General features: G+C 43.0%; 16 protein-coding genes and 1 pseudogene. 4 read left to right on the forward strand and 13 right to left on the reverse strand.

From position 1 onward, the window contains the following. The 7 genes and pseudogenes from PN470_RS21320 to PN470_RS21350 all read right to left on the reverse strand — a co-directional run. Nucleotides 1–1,017: pseudogene (locus PN470_RS21320) on the reverse strand (tetratricopeptide repeat protein); the annotation flags it as partial. A 166-nt stretch (nucleotides 1,018–1,183) separates the two neighbouring features. After that, nucleotides 1,184–1,612 carry a type II toxin-antitoxin system VapC family toxin gene (locus tag PN470_RS21325; protein WP_271936686.1) on the reverse strand — a complete coding sequence of 143 codons (429 nt, stop codon included), beginning with the start codon at nucleotides 1,610–1,612 and terminating at the stop codon, nucleotides 1,184–1,186. Nucleotides 1,613–1,621: 9 nt separating this feature from the next. Next, the gene (locus tag PN470_RS21330) at nucleotides 1,622–1,861 is read right to left on the reverse strand and encodes an antitoxin (protein ID WP_002776594.1); all 240 of its coding nucleotides are present in this window, start codon (nucleotides 1,859–1,861) and stop codon (nucleotides 1,622–1,624) included. Nucleotides 1,862–2,122: 261 nt separating this feature from the next. Beyond that, nucleotides 2,123–2,944 (reverse strand): hypothetical protein, encoded by an 822-nt coding sequence (locus PN470_RS21335; RefSeq protein ID WP_271936689.1) that lies wholly within the window; start codon nucleotides 2,942–2,944, stop codon nucleotides 2,123–2,125. After that, entirely contained in the window at nucleotides 2,937–3,704 is a 768-nt protein-coding gene (locus PN470_RS21340; RefSeq protein ID WP_002739822.1) for a hypothetical protein, read from the reverse strand. Before PN470_RS21340 ends, PN470_RS21335 begins: the two co-directional genes overlap by 8 nt. A gap of 209 nt (nucleotides 3,705–3,913) precedes the next feature. Further along, entirely contained in the window at nucleotides 3,914–4,795 is an 882-nt protein-coding gene (locus PN470_RS21345) for a tetratricopeptide repeat protein (RefSeq protein WP_130757391.1), read from the reverse strand. 34 nt (nucleotides 4,796–4,829) lie between these two features. Beyond that, a complete protein-coding gene (locus PN470_RS21350; protein ID WP_002740204.1) occupies nucleotides 4,830–4,976 on the reverse strand; it encodes a hypothetical protein in 147 nt (48 codons plus the stop codon). Here PN470_RS21350 and PN470_RS21355 point away from each other — a divergent pair. After that, nucleotides 4,918–6,402 carry an efflux RND transporter periplasmic adaptor subunit gene (locus PN470_RS21355; RefSeq protein ID WP_272105052.1) on the forward strand — a complete coding sequence of 495 codons (1,485 nt, stop codon included), beginning with the start codon at nucleotides 4,918–4,920 and terminating at the stop codon, nucleotides 6,400–6,402. The two genes, PN470_RS21350 and PN470_RS21355, sit on opposite strands and share 59 nt — an antisense overlap. A 194-nt stretch (nucleotides 6,403–6,596) precedes the next feature. Further along, on the forward strand, nucleotides 6,597–7,814 hold the full coding sequence (locus PN470_RS21360; RefSeq protein WP_272105053.1) for an ABC transporter permease: 1,218 nt from the start codon (nucleotides 6,597–6,599) through the stop codon (nucleotides 7,812–7,814). Nucleotides 7,815–7,874: 60 nt separating this feature from the next. On the opposite strand, the gene PN470_RS21365 is transcribed toward PN470_RS21360, so the two are convergent. Continuing rightward, a complete protein-coding gene (locus PN470_RS21365) occupies nucleotides 7,875–8,306 on the reverse strand; it encodes an NUDIX domain-containing protein (protein WP_002743786.1) in 432 nt (143 codons plus the stop codon). A 276-nt stretch (nucleotides 8,307–8,582) separates the two neighbouring features. Between PN470_RS21365 and PN470_RS21370 the strand changes: the two genes are divergently transcribed. Next, nucleotides 8,583–9,512 (forward strand): NAD(P)H-dependent glycerol-3-phosphate dehydrogenase, encoded by a 930-nt coding sequence (locus PN470_RS21370; protein WP_271936699.1) that lies wholly within the window; start codon nucleotides 8,583–8,585, stop codon nucleotides 9,510–9,512. A 118-nt stretch (nucleotides 9,513–9,630) separates the two neighbouring features. Here the strand turns inward: PN470_RS21370 and PN470_RS21375 are convergent, their stop codons facing one another. The 3 genes from PN470_RS21375 to sir form a co-directional block, all read right to left on the reverse strand. Then, a complete protein-coding gene (locus tag PN470_RS21375; protein WP_271936701.1) occupies nucleotides 9,631–10,710 on the reverse strand; it encodes an MAE_28990/MAE_18760 family HEPN-like nuclease in 1,080 nt (359 codons plus the stop codon). Between the two features lie 2 nt (nucleotides 10,711–10,712). After that, entirely contained in the window at nucleotides 10,713–11,972 is a 1,260-nt protein-coding gene (locus PN470_RS21380) for a DUF262 domain-containing protein (RefSeq protein ID WP_334310469.1), read from the reverse strand. A gap of 129 nt (nucleotides 11,973–12,101) precedes the next feature. Continuing rightward, on the reverse strand, nucleotides 12,102–14,039 hold the full coding sequence (sir, locus tag PN470_RS21385) for a sulfite reductase, ferredoxin dependent (protein ID WP_272105055.1): 1,938 nt from the start codon (nucleotides 14,037–14,039) through the stop codon (nucleotides 12,102–12,104). A gap of 196 nt (nucleotides 14,040–14,235) precedes the next feature. Here sir and PN470_RS21390 point away from each other — a divergent pair, with 196 nt between their 5' ends. After that, complete coding sequence (locus PN470_RS21390; RefSeq protein ID WP_272105056.1) at nucleotides 14,236–16,626, forward strand: FHA domain-containing protein; 2,391 nt, start codon at nucleotides 14,236–14,238, stop codon at nucleotides 16,624–16,626. A gap of 177 nt (nucleotides 16,627–16,803) precedes the next feature. Here PN470_RS21390 and msrA read toward each other — a convergent pair whose 3' ends face one another. Continuing rightward, nucleotides 16,804–17,466: a peptide-methionine (S)-S-oxide reductase MsrA gene (gene msrA, locus PN470_RS21395; RefSeq protein ID WP_103111463.1), complete on the reverse strand. Its 663-nt coding sequence runs from the start codon at nucleotides 17,464–17,466 to the stop codon at nucleotides 16,804–16,806. 134 nt (nucleotides 17,467–17,600) lie between these two features. Next, nucleotides 17,601–19,241, reverse strand: coding sequence for a DUF6930 domain-containing protein (locus PN470_RS21400; RefSeq protein WP_272105057.1), 1,641 nt, complete (start codon nucleotides 19,239–19,241; stop codon nucleotides 17,601–17,603). Nucleotides 19,242–19,249: the final 8 nt, after the last annotated feature.

The raw sequence follows: 19,249 nt of genomic DNA on the forward strand, positions 1-19,249 counted from the left end.
CAGATTATTGAGGGTTTGGGCTAAATCCCTTTCTAATCCGGGTTGGCGGAAGATGGTGGTGGCTTCGGTGTAGGCGGCGATCGCCCGTTCTAGGTTGGCTACCGGCTCTTTCCCTAGTCCGGCCTGGGTGAGGTAGGCTTTGCCCAGATTATTGAGGGTAACGGCTAAATCCCTTTCTAATCCGGGTTGGCGGCTGATGGTGGTGGCTTCGGTATAGGCGGCGATCGCCCGTTCTAGGTTAACTACCGGCTCTTTCCCTAGTTGGGACTGGGTGCGGTAGGCATTGCCCAGATTATTGAGGGTTTGGGCTAAATCCCTTTCTAATCCCGGTTGGCGGCGGATGGTGGTGGCTTCGTTGTAGGCGGCGATCGCCTGTTCTAGGTTGGCCACTGGCTCTTGCCCCAGTTGGGCTTGGGTGAGGTAGGCATTGCCCAGATTATTGAGGGTTGTGGCTAACTCCCTTTCTAATCCCGGTTGGCGTTCAGTTGCAGCACAAAACTCGTATCCATAGACGGCAATGGCTAGGTTAATGCGTGGATTACCTTTAGTAAACCTAGAAAAAGCATCAGCAAGACGATAGAGGAGTACCCCTAGTCCGTAAGTTTCCTCTGGACTGGCTTGTTCCTTGGTATCATTTCCCCAAGCACGGAGGAGGTTAACTAAGTTTTCATCTAAGAGATGGAGGTTATTGTCGAGCAGGGGATAAATTGCTTGGGGGTTTCCGTCACTTTCTGCGATAGTTTGCAGTAGGGTTTGTAAAAAACTGATGTAGAGGTCTTGGTTGTCTCTTGGTGGGTCTAAAATTTGCTCTAACTGTTGCGCCATATTCAGCAACCATCTCCCGTTATTGCTTTGTCCTTGCTGTTCTAAGAAGTCTGCATACTGCTTCATCACAGCGACTAAGCCTGCATCAACTAATTCCGCGTTAGCTTGTAATAGTGCTGGTTCCAGACCATTTTCGCACTGGAGGAGCGCTTGGATTAGGGCTAAGTAAGCTTCTATTCTTGCTTCGTTCATGATTGGTTTTAGGTTGTAGTAGGGTGCGCCCTTCGATAGCGTAACGCACCAAATAAATTAATGATAGATGTGGTGCGTTACGACGGATTGTTAGATTTAAGTTTAAGCAGAGATTATCGCCGTCTAACGCACCCTACATTTTACCATTCTACATTTTTTAATCTGATCAAATTTGACTGATTTTCTCATCATCAATCAACCAATTCTCTAACTTTAAACCAGGAACACGCTCAAATTCACGAATATTTGCGGTAACAAGAGTCAAATCAAGCGCTAGAGAATGAGCAGCAATCAGTAAATCATTTGGACCGATTGGGGTTCCTGCTTGCTCCAAATGTTTACGAATTAGGGCATAGTGCTTATCTACAGTTGATTCTAATGGCAAAACTGTCAAGAACTCAAGGATGCGTTCTAGTTGCTGTACCAGACGGTAGGAACCACTTTTAACCACTCCAAATCTTAATTCACACGCCACAATGATGCTCGTACAAACGCTTTCTTCGCCGACATCCACAATATGCTGGAAAACCTGACCTTGGGGATACCTGATCAAATGTGATAGGATGTTAGTATCAAGCAGATATTGATAGGTCATTGGGTGGTACTAAAATGTAATGTCATCAAGGGGAAGCAACCCTTCATCTATATCAGGAAAATTGTCTGTAATGTCTGGCAAAGTAGTCAGCAAAGAAATTAGAGAACCGGAAGAAATCGGCTCAATGATTAAGCGATGACCTTCTTTGCGTAACAAAACCTCTGTGCTTGATAAGGCAAGTTCAGGAGGAATATTTAAGACTTGCTCTTGTCCACTTGTTAGTAAAGAAACCTGACGTAAGTTTTGCATCTGTTGACCTCTTTTTTAATGATCACCTTACTATTTTATAACAGGGAACAGGGAACAGTATTAGTAGGGTGCGCCCTTCGATAGCGTAACGCACCAAGTAGTAGTTAAATTAATGATAGATGTGGTGCGTTACGACGGATTGTTAGATGATTGAGTAGGGGCGAAGCATTCGGACAATAACCTATTACTGAAACCCTAGATTTTCTATCCGAATGCTTCGCCCGTACCCCCAACGCACCCTACATTCTGATATTATTATTTTTAAATACATTTTCCCAATTCATCAAGCAAATCCATCGCCACCTCTAGCCAGTCCACCGCACCCTCTGAAGACGGCTCAGGCGTTGCTTCCTTTACCCCTTCCGGACGCGAGACTAAGGGTTTAAAATTCTCATGATTCTCGCTGGCCTTCTCTTCTAAAAACTCCTTTAATAGCGTCGGACGCTCATAGTCCTGCCGATAGTCCCAGACCCAGTTTAACACTGTGATTACCTCCGATCGCTGTTCCACTGACCAGCCTTGTTTATCGATATACTGCGCCATGATTTGCTGACAGTTTTCCCACCGACGGTAAGCCTCCCACAGCGCCGATATAGGTTTCCTCATCGCCAAGGACACCGCACCGCCTTCTGGGAAATCCTGACGCAGGTCCGAACTCAACAGAACCCCAGTTAACCAAGCTCCTCCTTCCCCTAACTCGATTAAAATATAGGCCAATGTTGCCGGATTTAGGTCAATTTCGACCCTAATTTGGCTTAAATCTAACAGTTCTTCACCAGAGTCTTGAGGAATCAATACAGCTTCCAGTTTACCTAGCTTGGGTAGTACCACTTGAGCATTATCAGCCGCCGCAGCATCTACCTCTATCCCATGCTCTTTTAGATAATCTGTCAGCACCGCCGCCGCTAAGGTGTTTTGGCGAAATTCCCCAAAGCTGGGATAGGGAACCCAAACAGAGTCGGCTAAATCTGTTTTAGGGTCTAAACCCGCAAGTTTAGCTAACTCAACCAGATCATCTGTATCTGCATTAGCAAGACGCAGGTACAGTTCTTCAACTTCTCGAATAAAATCTGCATCACTCATAACGTAATACCTGACGACTTAGATAGGGTTGGGTTTTATGCTTTAAAAATAACTTAGCTACTGCTAACTCAAATACGTTTAATTTGTGTCCAGAAATATCATCTTTAAATAAATTTTCTAAACCCGTAATCACAACCTGACGCATTTCATGAGTAAATGTCGCTTCAACGCTCCAGGGAACACCCGCAATTAACATTTTACCCAGGGAATCCGCTAATTCCCCAATCAAAACAGGCTCACCTGTCCTATTCTCGAACACCCACACAGGCTGATTATTTGCTCCCTTGTGACTAATTTGCGCTATTTTAAGCTGAAACTTATCCCCCTGGGACTCTTTCTGACGCTTTTCTCTAACTCCCTTTAAGCTTGCTTTCCATAAATCAGGAGTTGCAGAACCTTCTAGTTGAGACTTGCTTTCCTGTTCTCCCCCTAACTGACGTTCAATCTCTAATTCCCTTGCTAAAATCTTTTTCAACGCTTCATTTCTCAACTCAGAAGGCATTTGGCCATTCTCCAGTTTTAAGCGTAACTCTCCCCCCCGCAAACCAAACTTAACCCGTCCAAAGCGAAAATCAAGCCACTGCTGATTAAAAATAATCCGCACCGATAGGGAAAACGCCTCTGGTTCAGACTTTTTCAAAAGCGAAAAAAGTCCCTTCGACTCAGGCGCAACGGGTTCTCCCGAAATCTCCAAGTGCAGACATTCGGGACATTTATTATCATGTTCTGTTACCGCGATCGCCCCTGATTGCTTTGCCATCATCCTAGGCCTTTCAAACCCTTAACTGTAATAATTGTACTGTCTGTGGGGTTTGCGGCAAAAAATTTGTTGTTTTGCTAATAAAGTCCCAAAACCATTTTTTAGCAAAGCTGCTAACGATATTCAGCCAGCCCTAATTAGTTAGAGCAAGCCTCAAGAATTCCTAGCCAATTAACTAAGGGGTTATCTTAATGCTTGCTGCCATCAGCTTAATTTTCTTCGTCCGCTTCTGGGGTTGGTTGTGGCAAACGAGCGATAAAATCTTTCATTTGGGGATGATTAAACATTTTCTCCGTGTCTTGCAGAAGACGTTGACCCCAGAGATTTTCCTCTAAAAATTTTAGACTGACATAACGACTATCGCTAGTGAGAGCGGCCTGAGCTAATTTGATGCCCTCCTCGGTTTTTCCTTGACTATAAATAGCCACCGCAATAGCTAACTGAGGTTCCGGCTGTTTAGGATCAATTTTCAAAGCGGCCCGCCAATCTTTAAGAGCGGCTTCCTTATCACCCTGTTCGTATTTAACTAAACCAATATTATTAATAGCCGGCCAAAAATTTTTATCTTGACTAACAGCCTTTTCGTAAGCTGCGATCGCATCAGGATATTGTGCTAACTTGAGATAGGAATTACCGAGATCAAAAAGAGCGGGGGAGACATCGGGTTTAATTTGCAAACCCGCTTCAATCTGGGCAATAGCAGACTGGTAATCTTGATTCTGAAAATAAGCACTACCGAGAGAAAATTTAATATTAGCGTGGGCATCGGCGGGAGCAAGGGACAAAGATTGATTTAATGCCTCGATACCGGGTTGTACCTGATCGTCTTGCAGATATAAACTACCGAGAATAAACCAAGTTTGATAGAGATGAGGGGCCAACTGCACCGCTAACCTAGCCCGTCCGAGGGCTGCATCGGTACGGCGAAAACGAGCTAATTGGATAGCATCCTCAGCCATTTCAATTCCCGCTTGTTCCATCTGTTCTAACTCCGGTTCGATGGCGTAGGGGAGTAGCGCTTGGGAAAAAGCTGGCGGGCTGCCAGCGACGAAAAAAATGAGCAAAGAAATGATTAATCGAAGTTTTGGCACAGTTTACCCCTGGGATAGGCCTTTTTTAATCAGTCTATCTCGCTTGGGAGTTGTTGGCTAAAGAAACAACAAAGGCAACTCTAGAGACGTTAGTATATAACCAATTAACTTTTGGCTGATCGATGGCAATAACCGTGTTGGGAAAATCAAATCGCCCCCTATTTTGGATATTCGGACTCATGGCTAGTAGTTTTCTGGCGGTGGGAGTGGTTTCTTATCGTTTGTTGCAAACTCCTCCTCCTGGCGTAGAATTGGCGGAAATGACCGTTCCTGCTCAACGGGAAACCCTCGCTGTGGAAATTAAAGCTAGTGGTAGGGTGGAACCAATCCAAAGTGTCAACATTAGCCCGAAAAACCCTGGCCGATTAGTGCGATTATTGGTAGATCAGGGCATGATCGTTAAAAAGGGACAAACCCTCGCCGTCATGGATAATTTAGAGGTATATGCCCAAGGAATGCAGTCAGAAGCGCATCTACGGGAAGCTCTAGCCAGTCTGGAACAGGCTAAACGCAGTATTCCGGAAGATATCCGGCAATTACAAGCCCGATTTTATCAGGCCCAGGCCAGTTATAAGCAATTAGAAGCCCGTTTAGCTCAGGCCAAAGAAAGAATTCCGAAAGATTTAGACCAGCTGCAAGCTCAGGTACAAGCGGCCCAATCCCGGTTTCGACTAGCAGAAAATCGGGTTAAACGCAATGAAAATTTAGTCCGGGAAGGGGCGATCGCTCAAGACCAATTTGATGCCGTCCTCAATGAATATCTCAACGCTAAAGCCAATTTAGACGAATCGATCCGCCGTTTGGAACAAGCGGATAAAACCGCTTCCCCAGAAGTAGCCGGAATTGAGCAGGAAATGATAGGAGCGGCAGCAGCGATCGCAGAAGCAAAATTTGCCCTCGAACAACGCCAAAAAACCCAAGAAACCGAGCTGGCTCGACTAGAATCATCTGTAGCAGCTGCTAGGGCCAGTTTAGAGCAAATTAAGATTCAATACCGCGATACGGTTATTACTGCTCCCTTTGATGGCATCGTCACCCAAAAATACGCCACTGAGGGTTCTTTTGTCACTCCCACCACTTCGGCCTCTAGTACCGCTTCCGCCACTTCCACCTCGATTATCGCCCTAGCATCGGGATTGGAAGTGATTGCTAAAGTGCCGGAAGTAGATGTGGGTTTATTGCAGCGCGGCCAACCAGTGCGAATTGTCGCCGATGCTTTTCCTGAAGAAGTCTTTGAAGGTCGAGTTATTCTTGTGGCTCCCGAAGCAATTATCGAGAATAATGTTACTTCTTTTGAGGTCAGAATCGGTTTGGTAACGGGACGGGACAAACTCAAATCAAAAATGAATGTAGATGTAACTTTTGTCGGCCAGCAGTTAGATAATGCCCTCGTTGTGCCGACTGTCGCCATTGTCACCAGGGAAGGCAAGTCAGGGGTTTTAGTTCCCGATGCCGCAAATAAACCCGGTTTTAAACCCGTTTCGATCGGTTTGGTCTTAGACGATAAAACTCAAATTTTATCAGGTTTGGAAGTTGGAGAAAAGGTCTTTATCGATCTCCCCGAAGGGGCTGAAGATACCTCAAAAACTAATCAAAAATCTCAATAATTTTCTTTAACAAGTATTCCTAAATTGTCTTTTTTATGCTAGGTCAGGATTCGGGAAATGGGGGAATGGGGGAATGGGGAAATGGGGGAATTCAACTAATACCCCAAAACCCCAAAACCCTACAACTATCTAACTGATAACTGATAACTGATAACTGATAACTGATAACTGATAACTGATAACTGATAACTGATATGTTTATCATCGAAAGTTTAAAAATGGCCGTCTCCACCCTAAGGGCCAATAAAGTGCGTAGCGGCCTGACCATGTTAGGAATTATCATCGGTAACGCTTCGGTGGTGGCCATGATCGGTATTGGCCAAGGGGCGCAAACCTTAGCCAATGACCAGTTTGCTAACTTGGGACCCAATACCATTTTTGTGGTGCCGGGGTCGCGACAAGCACGCAATACAACCGTTGATTTACCGAAAACCCTAGTTTTAGCCGATGCTCAGGCGATCGCCAAACAGGTTCCCACCGTCGCCGAAGTCGCCCCAGAAATAAACGCTCGTTTCTTGATTTCCTATCGTAATCGCAACATGACGGCTCTAGTGACGGGAAGCACCCCAGAATACGCTTCTGTTCGCAATTTTACCCTAGAAAAAGGTCGTTTTATCAATAATATCGATCTAGCCCGCAACAAACGAGTAACGGTAATCGGCCGTGAAGTGGTAGCGCAACTTTTCCCCACCCAAAATCCCCTCGGTCAACAGCTGCGGATCAAAAATCTCAGTTTTGAGGTGATCGGGATTTTAGAGGCGAAAGGCTCCTTTTTTGGCAATAATCAGGATGAAATGCTGATTATTCCCCTTAGCACCATGAACTCGCAACTGGTGGGCAAAACCTCTGCCTACGGTGTCGAGTTGAGTTGGATTAGTCTCACCGCGCGATCGGGGGAGGAAATCCGGGCCGCTAAGTTCCAAATCCAGAATCTTCTGCGTTTACGCCATAAAATCGTCGCTGAGGATGATTTTCGCGTCGAAACTGCTAAACAGATGATCGAAATCTTCGGCACGATTACCCAGGGTCTCACCCTACTTTTGGCTCTAATCGCCGGTATTTCCCTGATTGTCGGGGGTATCGGGGTGATGAATATTATGCTCGTTTCGGTTTCGGAAAGAACTGGGGAAATCGGACTAAGAAAAGCGATCGGAGCCAGAGAACAGGATATTCTCTTACAATTCCTGATTGAATCAACTCTCGTTTCCATCGCTGGCGGTGCGCTTGGTATTCTCGTCGGTGCGGGAGCGATCGTTCTTGTCTCCAGTTTCTCCCCCCTGGCTGCCACTGTTTCCGCCACCGCCGTCGCCCTGTCTTTGAGCGTTTCCACGGGTATTGGTCTCTTTTTTGGCGTTTTTCCCGCCTATCGTGCCTCTAAATTGGAACCGATTGTCGCCCTCAGAAGTGTCTAATTTTTTAAGTTTTTTCGGGGACGTTTTTGGCAAGGATTGCTTTTATAGCTAAGTTGGGGTCTAATATGTGGGACGGATTTTATAATCCCGATAACGACGATAATCATTGAGGATGCGATCGTGATCAAAGCATAAAGGTTGGGGGAATTCCCAGAGATGAAAAATCCCGACTTTTTTGGCATCATCGGCAGCGATCGGTTTTCCTTTTGCCGTGGCGATAAAAACGATACTAATGGTGTGTTGACGTGCATCGCGGCTAGGATCGGAATAGACGTGAAATTGCTCGATTAACTGCACCTGCAAGCTGATTTCCTCGTAAGCTTCCCGAATGGCCGCCGTTTCCACCGATTCGCCGTAGTCCACGAATCCCCCCGGAATTGCCCAGCCAAAGGGCGGATTTTTTCTCTCAATTAGTACGATCGGACGGTGGGGCGAGTCGATCAGTTCGATGATAATATCAACAGTGGGGGCAGGATTGCGATAGGGTGTCATTTTTTTCAGTTATCAGGGAACAGTTAAGTAAGTAGTTATAATTAAATTGAAGATAGATTTTGTCTCTGATCCCCCCTGCCCCCCTTGATAAGGGGGGTGCCGATAGGCGGGGGGATCCCCCTTGCCCCCCTTGATAAGGGGGGATCAGACAACTTTTAACACCTACCTACTTATCAGGAATCGGTCAATAATTTCATTTAAGACTCATAACCTTACAATCGAATGCTTTCTAACCAGTCACTGATCAGGGATCACTAACAAGGAGGATCATAAAAGTTGTTAGAAAATGCCAAGAAAATTACGGTTATAGGTGGGGGAATTTGGGGACAAACTCTCGCTAATTTGGCTAGACGTAATCACTTAGCTGTTAGGGTTTGGTCGCGTCATACTGGGGAAGATTTAGGGACTATTATAGCAGATACTGATGTAATTATTTCAGCAGTTTCGATTAAAGGAGTTGTTCCCACGATCGAACAATTACAGCAATTACAATTAAATTCTTCCACAATTATCGTCACCGCCACTAAAGGATTAGAGCCAATCACCACTCGTACCCCTTTTCATCTCTGGAATCAAGCTTTTCCTGCTAATCCCCTTGTGGTTCTTTCCGGTCCTAATTTAGCTAAAGAAATTAATCAAGGTTTACCCGCTGCGACGGTGGTAGCAAGTTATCAGCAAAAAGCAGCAATATTGTTACAAAAATTATTATCTGGCGAATCTTTTCGGGTTTATCTGAATAGCGATCCCTTGGGGACTGAGTTAGGTGGCACTCTTAAAAATGTCATGGCGATCGCTTCTGGGGTTTGTGATGGTTTACAGTTAGGTACTAATGCCAAATCTGCCCTATTAACTCGCGCTTTACCGGAAATAATTCGGGTGGGAACTTGTCTAGGAGGTTGTCAAGAAACTTTCTTCGGTTTATCGGGTTTAGGGGATTTATTAGCTACCTGTAATAGTCCTTTATCCCGCAATTATCAAGTGGGTTATCAATTAGCTTTAGGTTTATCTTTGCCGGAAGTTTTGGCGAAATTAGAGGGAACTGCCGAAGGAATAAATACCACAGAAGTTTTGATGAGAATTGCCCAAGAAAAAAATTTATATGTACCGATTACCTGTCAAGTTGATCGTCTTTTGCGCGGGGAAATTTCTCCCCAAGTTGCCGTTTATGAATTAATGCGTCGGGATCTAAAAGCAGAATTTGATTAAGAAACAAGAGATTTTTTAGTAAACAGTAAAAAGTAATCCGTGAGGGGTTGGGAAGTGGGGAAATGATGCCAAATCTGGTTATAATTCACATTTACCAGAAACGCTATATTCATTTCAATCATTCCGAAATAACTAAATAAACTTCTAATCCTTTTTGACTTTCTTTGTCAAATTTTAAGCCTATTTCAGAATCTTTTATCTCTCTTATTGGAATTCTTCGGCGAGGGGTATTTTTGCCATTTTTATTAACTTGAATACTTTCAATAATAGCATTTTTACATATTTTTTTATTTTCACTGACTAAAAAAACTTTTTTACCAACTTCTAGTCTTTTATTGGGTTCCTGTGGCTCATCTGATATTTTGATAGCACAAGCTTGTTGCTGTTGATACCAATTGACAACTTTACCGATCTTTTGAAGCTTTCCTATCTTTTTCTTCCTATCAACAAAGCAATAAAGAACTAATTCACTCATAGCTTGAGATATAGCTTCGACAAAATCACATAATTGTAGTAACTCATTGGCATTAAGAACGGTATCTATTTCTTTACCATGAGCAGAATTATTACGAAGTTCTATAAAATTCTTTAATTCATTTTCCACACTACCCCTACTATTATTGTCAATAAAATTCTTAACTTTTTTATGATTTTCTATCCATTGCCAAGAATCAGTTGCAGATATGCCAGCATCGACTAAAAGTCTGGTTAATTGATCTTTTCTCAGATTAGCTTCATGTAACAAAAAAGCAGCTGATGTGAGATTATATTTAGTTGTATTTTTGTATTCAGTATCAAATAAATTTTTGATACTGTCCCTCTCTGAAAGAGAATCGAAGCGATTTCTTTTATTTTCATTGCCCAGTAATGTAGCACAACCAGTCTGATGCTTATTTCTTACAGATTCAGGTAAATCTTGATAGCAACTATATAATTGAGGCAGCAAAATAATCCAATCTCCCACTAGATTTTCGACAAAATTTTCGTAAAGAGCATATAACCTTGTGATAGATGAACAATGATCGTTAACTAGCCACTTGTCTCCTAAAGGAGCATTTGCTTGAAGATATTTTAAGTCTTCTGTGTTGAGTTGTGAAGGATTATCCGCAATAATTTCTCTAAGTTTTTCACTGATATTAATTATTGATCGAATGGTCTTTATCTCATCCTTTAGGTTATTTAAAAGTCCTTCAAACATTCTCAAATACTCTGCTTAAGAACTCGTTGAATCAGAGAATCAAAAATTTGAATACGAGCTTTAAAATCATCTTTTGTATCCCCTTCTCCGGTGAAAAGTCCTTTTTTTAATTTTTTATCTTGATGAGTAATTCCCTGGGAATCTTGAGTAAATAAGCTGATAGTTTCATCAATTATCGCTGATTTTCTAGTAATTAATTCTTGATAATCAGATAAATGGTTGCTGAAACTGATCATCACTGCATCATAGTAAACTTTATAAGCTTTCGATTTATGTGTTTTGGTTTTACTATCGAAAGGCTTAAATAACTGATCCTGATAAATGTTAGATACTAACTCTATAGTTTGGTTAAATAGTTGCTCGAACTCTTGGATATTCTCGTCGGAAAAATTAAGACTTTTTTTCATCATATAATTATCCAGATATTTAGATAAATTACCAGTATATTGATCAATATCCCTCAGGGCAAAAAAACGGAGGATTAATTCTACATCTTCCATCTTTTTATAAAATCCATTTTCTTTAAGTTCTTCTTTATCATCAATAGGAATATCCCAAGCTTTAGCAAAAATAGTATTCTCAGAAAGCTTTAATAAAAGTTCATTGAATTTCCCAGAGTAAAGACAGTTTCTTATTTCTTGTCGACTCAAACGTACACCTCCTGTATTGAGGCGTTCAAAAACCAGTTGTTTTAAAGATAAAGCTTCCTCTGGGTCCGATAGAGACTCGGTAATAACAACTATAGTTGAAATGGCTCGTCGATTGATACCATCTTTGATTTTTGCAGGAAGACTTTCATAGGTTCTTCCTTCTAATTCAGGCCAGATCTCTAACCCTGTTAATTTTAATTTGTTATTATAAAAATTCTCAATTGCTGTGATTCTTTGTTGACCATCCATTACTTCATAGGAGTTATAGGAAGTTTCATAGAGAATCAGAGGAGGTACGGGAATATTCATCAAAAAAGATTCAATTAGTCTCGATTGTTTTTGTGCGTCCCAGCGATCCCGTCTCTGATAGAAAGGACGCTTTTTCACATAGTTAGGTTTATTTAAAGACTCAGCAAAACTAGGCAACTTTTCTCGATTCATTTCTAATAATATTCTTCGTTCACCTTGTTCATATTTTTCATTAATTTCATTATCTGATAATTTTTTAACATCCTTTCGGGAACGTTTTTGCCAAGGATTTGTTTTAGTTCGTGAGATTGTCATAATTTCCCACCAGAGGCGTACAAATTGATATGACCGGACTTCCCTCATTCATTTTTAAGCATAGACTGAGGATATATACGAGAATTAAGAGTTATTGGTAATCTTCCCAGATAACTCTCAAAAGTTAATTCTCTTAAATTGACAACTGGTCACTGATAACTGGTCACTGATAACTGATTAGGATTTTTGGCTAAAATAGGCCTCTAGCGCCTCATTGATGATTTGATTCATTGGCCGTTTTTCCGTTTCCGAAGCTTCCTTGAGACGGACAAACATATCATCGGGGACGCTGACACGGTTTTGATTTTTACGCACGCGTTTGGGTTTTGATTCAGTAGTAGTAGTTTCGGTCATTTTAGGTGTGTAGGTGGCTGAAAATGCTTGTAAAGCAGGGAAATTGACTCGATGACAGAATTCTCCGAAGGTTTCGTTATTTTGTTGATCCTGTTGGAAGTAAACGAAAATCGGTTCTAAGACCTTTTCTAGATCATCGATCGCCATTTTATCCAAATAGGGGCGCGCTAGTCGAGTTTGATCGGCTGTTCCCCCCAACCAGAGTTGGTAGGAATTGGGAGCGCTACCCACAAATCCTAATTCTGCCATATAGGGACGCGCGCAGCCATTGGGACATCCTGTCATGCGGATGACAAATTGCTCTTTGCTTAATCCTAAACGATTAAGCAGGGTGCGAATGCGTTCAATCACCTGGGGTAAGATTCTTTCCGACTCAGTAATCGCTAATCCACAGGTGGGCCAAGCGGGACAGGCCATGGCATAACGAGTTAAAGGGTCAATTTCGGCGGGATTGGTGATAATTCCGTGTTCTTTCAGGATCGCCTCGATCGCTTGCTGATCCTTGGGTTCAATTTCGTAGAGAATGATATTATGGTTAGCCGTCAAGCGCATGGGCAACTGAAAACGCTCGACAATCACTTTTAAGGCGGTTTTTAGCTGAAAACTGCCTTCATTTTTGACCCGGCCATTCTCCACAGAAAGACCAAAAAATAATTTTCCGTCTCCCTGTTCATTCCATCCCAAAAAGTCTTGATATTTCCAATCGGGGAGGGGTTGGTAGGGGGCAATTTTTTGGCCGAAATAACCCTCAACAGTGCTGCGGAATTTTTCTACTCCCCATTCTTCGAGGACATATTTCATTCTCGCATGACGACGATCGCCGCGATCACCGTAATCCCTTTGGGTTGCCACGATCGCTTTTACCAGATCGTACACATCTTCTTTGTCCACATAACCGATCGCATCGGCCATTCTGGGGAAAGTTTCTTCCTTATTGTGGGTTCTTCCCAGTCCACCCCCCGCAAGGATGTTAAAACCTAGCAATTCCCCGTTTGCGTCGGTAATCACCACCAAACCGATGTCATTGGTGTAGATATCGATGGAGTTGTCTCCCGGCACGGTGACACCCATCTTGAACTTACGGGGCATATAATGTTGACCGTAGATCGGTTCGATGGGATCGTTTTTGTTAATGCCATTTGTATCTTTTTGTCTCGATGCCTTGACTTCTGGCGCTTCTTCTGCACTGATCACTTTTTCGCCATCGAGCCAAATTTCGTAGTAAGCTCCAGTTTGGGGAGTGAGCAAATCGGCGATATTATTGGCATATTCCCAAGCATAGCCGTATTCGGGGCGATTTTTGTAGGGGGCTGGCGGTGCAGTGACATTGCGGTTAACATCACCACAGGCCGCTAAAGTGGATCCCATACTGCGGATAATTTCCCCGAGGGTTGCTTTGAGATTTTTCTTTAAAATGCCGTGTAATTGGAAGCCTTGGCGAGTTGTCACGCGTAAAGTGCCGTTACCGTAGCGATCGGACAAACTATCGAGGGTAAGATATAGTTGCGCGGGAATAAAACCCCCCGGACTGCGGGTACGCAACATCATTTGATAGTCTTTTTCTTGACCTTTGGCTCTATTGTCGCGATTATCCTGTTGATAGGAACCGTGAAATTTGAGGATCTGCACCGCCGCATCGGTAAAATGGGTTGTATCTTCGAGGAGTTCACTGGCCAAAGGTTCTCGTAGATAATTACTGCGTTCTTTGATACCTTCGACTTTAGAAACCTTGGCGGTAGGAGAAATAGGAGTTGTAACCATCGTCTAACAGCACGATAACCTGTGGATAGGTCTTAGGAATAGGAATTTAGACAAGCTCGATCGATCCTAAGAAGTTTTACTAAGATGATCTCTAGAGTTCGTTCCAGACTCTGAGGTTAACAGTAGCGATCGAGACATTAATTCTATCTTAACTTCTTACCGTCCCCCGCGAACGCCATCTACCGATCAAATTTTTATGACCAATTCTCTTAACATTAAAACGGTTATTAGTCAAGAACCCTACATTATTCTTAACAATCAGGGAGAAATTCTCCCTTCTATTAATCTGAGTCGTCCTAATTATAAATTGGGACGGGATGGTCAACAGGTGGATTTAGTTGTTCCCCAACACTGGACGGTGGTGAGTCGAGTCCAAGCTTGTTTTCGTCGTCAGGGAGATGATTACTATATCTACGATGGAGACGGGACTAATCCTAGTTCCAATCAACTTTTTATCAATAATCGCGTCATTACTCCCAAAGAGGGCTATCTTTTACGAAATGGGGATGAGATTAATATCGGTCAAGATGTCAAAAATTCGGTCAAGATTACCTATTATCATCCTAACCAACAGGTAAAAAGCCCACCTTTAGCTTTTAAATCGGTTTCCCTAAGCAATCGCAGTGTAGTTTTAGGACGAGATAATGCTGCCACTGTGGTTTTAGACGCTCCGACAATTTCCCGACAACACGCGATTATCGACAGCGATAACCAAAATCGTTATATTCTCCACGACAAAAGCACCAATGGAGTCTTTATCGACGGACAAAAAGTATCGGGTAGTGCCATTTTAGCCAACGGTTGTACGGTGAGAATCGGACCCTATAGTTTTCGTTTGCAGGGAGATGACTTAGTTTTATTAGATACAGGGGATAATATCCGTCTGGATGCCGAAGATATCGTCAGGATGGTGCGGGATAAAAAGAAACGACCGTTGATAATTCTCAATCATATCTCCTTACCGATCGAACCGAGTCAATTAGTGGCGATTGTTGGGGGAAGTGGTGCGGGAAAATCGACTTTCTTAAAGACTTTATTAGGAATTGAACCCACCACCTCGGGAACTGTTTATCTGAATGGGGAAGAGCTGCGCCAGAATTTTAATATCTATCGCACCCAAATCGGTTATGTTCCCCAATACGATATCGTTCACAGGGATTTAACCGTGGGAGAAGTGTTATATTACGCTTCTAAATTAAGGCTACCTCCGGATATTAATTGCCAAGAAGTGATCGAGAAAACCCTGCAGCAGGTGGAATTATTAGAAAGAAGAAATACTTTAGTCAGAGACTTAAGCGGTGGTCAATTAAAAAGGGTGAGTATTGCGGTAGAATTATTAGCTAATCCCAAATTATTCTTTTTAGATGAACCCACCTCGGGATTAGACCCTGGTTTAGATAAAAAGATGATGGAATTGCTGGCAAAATTGGCCAAAGAAGGCAGAACAATTCTCCTAGTCACCCATGCTACTAATAATATCAATCTCTGCGATCGATTAGTTTTTCTTGGTCAAGGAGGCAATTTATGTTATTTTGGTTCTCCGGGGGAGGCCTTAAATTTTTTCTCTTTACCTCAGGGGGATTTTGCCGATATTTATATTCATCTGGAAACTAGCGAAAAAGTTGAGCAAGAATGCCAACGTTTCCAAAAATCCGACTACTACAAAAATAATATTGAAGCAAGAATCGGTAAAATATTTCAGCAAAATCATAGTAAACCGCAACAGGTTCAACAATCTTTTTGGTCGCAACTACAGGTTTTATGTCAACGCTATAGCCAGTTAATTATCCGTGATCAATTTAGTTTAATTTTATACCTATTAACCGCCCCGATCGGAATTTTCTTAATGGCCATGATTTTACGGGGCAAAGATCCTTTATTTTTGGCAGATAATGCTGGGACTGAAGATGCTATCGAATCGGCAACTTTAGCCTTAAAAACTCTCTTTGTTTTTACCAGCGCGCAATTGTGGGTAGGTTTTGCCTGTTCCCTACAGGAAATTGTCAAAGAATCAGCCATTTATCAGCGAGAAAGATTAGTTAATCTGGGATTATTACCCTATTTATTCTCAAAAATTCTGGTTTTAGCAGCCTTAGCTTTTCTGCAAACAATTGTAATTACCTGCGTGATATTTTGGGGATTTACTGACCCGCAACCGGAATTAATGACTTGGTTAATTGGTTGTTTTATTACCACATTTTTAACTATATTTGCGGCGATTAATCTCGGTTTATTAATTTCTGCTGGGGTTAATAACATCACCCAAGCAAATAGCGCCTTACCTTTAATTTTAATTCCTCAGATTATCTTTGCTGGGGTATTATTTAGCTTAGAAGGTCTGGGGAAATATCTATCATGGTTGATGATTAGTCGCTGGTCGATTGGTGCCTACGGGGTATTAGTAGAGGTGGAAGATATGATTGCACAAGCAAAAAATCTTAATATCCCTTTACCCTTTGAGGATGTCAATCAAGTTTATCAATTATCTATCAATAATTTGTTATTGAATTGGGGAGTTTTAATTCTTCATTCCCTTATTTATTTTCTCCTTACCTATTGGTTGCAAAAAAGAAAAGATATTTTGTGATCTAAATTATGAATGATAAATGATAAGTAGGGAGGCACAATTATTGGTAGGATGGGTTAGCGGTAGCGTAACATAATCGGGGGTTGGGTTTCATGCTTCAACCGAACCTACATTCTAAATTATAACTGATCACTGATCACTGATAACTGATCACTGATAACTGACTCCTAACCCTACTTAATTTAACTTCAGATCAAGAGCGATCGGACATTCCACTTTCGTTCCCCCTAAACCGCAGTAACCGCCGGGATTTTTCGCTAAATATTGCTGATGATAAACTTCAGCATAATAAAATTCAGGTGCGTCGATAATTTCCGTGGTAATTTGACCATGGCCCGCTTTATTGAGGGCTTCTTGGTAGATCGAGCGAGATTTTTCCGCTAATTGCTTTTGCTGGGGACTATAGGTATAGATACCCGATCGATACTGAGTTCCCGTATCATTACCCTGACGCATTCCTTGGGTGGGATTATGACTTTCCCAGAAAACCTTTAACAGTTGTTCGTAGGAAATCACACTGGGATCATAGACCACTAAGACCACTTCATTATGCCCAGTCATGCCGGTACACACTTCCTGATAGGTGGGATTGGGGGTGATACCAGCCGCATAACCTACGGCCGTGGTGTAAACTCCTTCTAGTTGCCAAAATTTGCGCTCTGCTCCCCAAAAACAGCCTAAACCAAACATTGCGCTTTCCATACCGCCTGGAAAGGGGGGCTGCAAAGGATGACCGTTAACGTAGTGGGTGCTAGGTACGGGCATTTTTTCCGATCGCCCGGGTAGTGCTTCCCTTACTGTGGGCAAAGTTAATTTTTTTCCGAATCCGAATAACACCATAATTAAGAATTTGTCCAGAAAGTTTTACTTTACTTTACATTGTCGCTTAATTTTAGGGATTTCAGTGATCAGATTAGAGTTTTCAGTTCACTGATTACTGATCACTGAAAAAGAGCCGCCGCTGCCGGTTCAAATTAACCAAAGTGAGGCATAAGAGTCAAAACTCCCAAGTCTAAATCTTTACTATCGATCGATTTTGCCTCGTAGAGAGCTAACATATCGTTTAATTGGGGATTACCGCAGGAGGAACCCGTTACGCCCATGGCAATAATCAAACCACAATAACCCTCGGTATTTTTGATGCGTTTTTGCCAATTGCGGCGAGCATTACGGTGGTCGGGATCATCTTGCTCGAATTCTCCAAATAGATAGAGATCACCGTTAGCCATTTTCAGAATCCCCAGATCATAACGGGTATCTTCGAGGGGATCTTCGCCGGGGTTAAAACCAATAGCCGCCAAACCGCCAGCTTGTTCGATTTTTTCGATAATTTCCTTGGCTTTCGGTCGGGAGGTCTGGATCATCACCACGGGGAAACCCTCTCCTTTTGTGGGTACGGATTGGGGTTGATAATGGATTTTCGGACGACTGCGAATTTTATCTAATAATTGCCAGGGAACCATTCCCAGACTCAGATGTGCATTATCAGGGACTAGATTTTCCTTGAGTACGGATTCTTCCTCATCATCATCCTCATCGTCGTCCTCCTCCTCTAAGAGTTGCATAAATTCCGCACATAGATCGGGCATCGTAGCCACCGTCACGGCCACGGTTTCTCCTTTTGCTTGTTCGGGATCGAGGGGAATGCGAAAACGACGCTGTAATTCTCCGATCGGTTCTTCGGATAAAGCGGATTGATTGCCTTTAAAAAAGCGCAACAGAGCTATTAAAGCCAAATATACCGTGATGGCTTCTTCTTCATCCAAGTAGGGGCGAATACCTTCGTAGGGATGCACGCTGCCGAAAACTGGATGGATTTGGGAGGGGGCAGCCGAGGCTAGATCGTAGTCATCCTCATCATCGTCCTCATCATCATCGGCCAATTCGTAGCTTAAAAACCAGCAATCTTGGGAAAGAAAGGCTTTTTCTAATCTTTCCATCGATTTTTCTTCTAAAGCGGCCTGCCGGAATTGTTTGAGGGATACTAGGGAACGATAGAGAATGACTCCGTATTCCCGACCGAGCATTCCCATGATACAGGCGTAAAGATTCGGGAAATCGGGGCGATCGATCTTAATTTCCAAGATATCGTAATCAGCCAAAGAGGACCAGGGTTCAGCTTTCCAAATTTCGTGAGCAGTTTTCACTAAAGCGGACTGCCAAGCGGGGGGAATTGCCGGGGGGCGGTTATTTTGGAATTCCTCGAATCCACGAAAGAGATCATCGATCAGGGGCAAACTGGGAACATAATCGATGGTGATATCGATATCTTGTAGTACCCCGCGCAGAAAAAACTGTGTTTCTCGATCGCGGACGATAATTTTTTTCGGTCTCGCTGGCCGGGCGGGACTTTGCGGTGTTTCGATGGCGCGGATTAAGGTTCTCACCATGGCCTCTGGTCCGGTTTCGGGGGAAACTACTTCCATAGCGCGTACACAGCCCTCGCTGCCGTCCACCCAGATCACGCACTCGCCACCGCTTTCTTGATTTGGTTCTAGGGTGGCCCGGGGCATTCTCTCGGATAAGGATAAAGCACGACGATCTCCTTCCCAAACGCTGGGAATTTGTGGGATTTTTTTGAGGCGGCTTTGGGTCGTCCGGGGCAGAAGATTCATCGGGAAAT

The organism is Microcystis sp. CS-574, assembly GCF_028329095.1.
In the GTDB taxonomy this organism is placed as follows: domain Bacteria; phylum Cyanobacteriota; class Cyanobacteriia; order Cyanobacteriales; family Microcystaceae; genus Microcystis; species Microcystis ichthyoblabe_A.

Coding starts and splice junctions, on each gene's coding strand:
- PN470_RS21325 (WP_271936686.1), bottom strand. CDS start 1,612: ATGACCTATCAATATCTGCTTGATACTAACATCCTATCACATTTGATC.
- PN470_RS21330 (WP_002776594.1), bottom strand. CDS start 1,861: ATGCAAAACTTACGTCAGGTTTCTTTACTAACAAGTGGACAAGAGCAA.
- PN470_RS21335 (WP_271936689.1), bottom strand. CDS start 2,944: ATGAGTGATGCAGATTTTATTCGAGAAGTTGAAGAACTGTACCTGCGT.
- PN470_RS21340 (WP_002739822.1), bottom strand. CDS start 3,704: ATGGCAAAGCAATCAGGGGCGATCGCGGTAACAGAACATGATAATAAA.
- PN470_RS21355 (WP_272105052.1), top strand. CDS start 4,918: ATGGCAATAACCGTGTTGGGAAAATCAAATCGCCCCCTATTTTGGATA.
- PN470_RS21350 (WP_002740204.1), bottom strand. CDS start 4,976: ATGAGTCCGAATATCCAAAATAGGGGGCGATTTGATTTTCCCAACACG.
- PN470_RS21360 (WP_272105053.1), top strand. CDS start 6,597: ATGTTTATCATCGAAAGTTTAAAAATGGCCGTCTCCACCCTAAGGGCC.
- PN470_RS21365 (WP_002743786.1), bottom strand. CDS start 8,306: ATGACACCCTATCGCAATCCTGCCCCCACTGTTGATATTATCATCGAA.
- PN470_RS21375 (WP_271936701.1), bottom strand. CDS start 10,710: ATGTTTGAAGGACTTTTAAATAACCTAAAGGATGAGATAAAGACCATT.
- PN470_RS21380 (WP_334310469.1), bottom strand. CDS start 11,972: ATGAGGGAAGTCCGGTCATATCAATTTGTACGCCTCTGGTGGGAAATT.
- sir (WP_272105055.1), bottom strand. CDS start 14,039: ATGGTTACAACTCCTATTTCTCCTACCGCCAAGGTTTCTAAAGTCGAA.
- PN470_RS21390 (WP_272105056.1), top strand. CDS start 14,236: ATGACCAATTCTCTTAACATTAAAACGGTTATTAGTCAAGAACCCTAC.
- msrA (WP_103111463.1), bottom strand. CDS start 17,466: ATGGTGTTATTCGGATTCGGAAAAAAATTAACTTTGCCCACAGTAAGG.
- PN470_RS21400 (WP_272105057.1), bottom strand. CDS start 19,241: ATGAATCTTCTGCCCCGGACGACCCAAAGCCGCCTCAAAAAAATCCCA.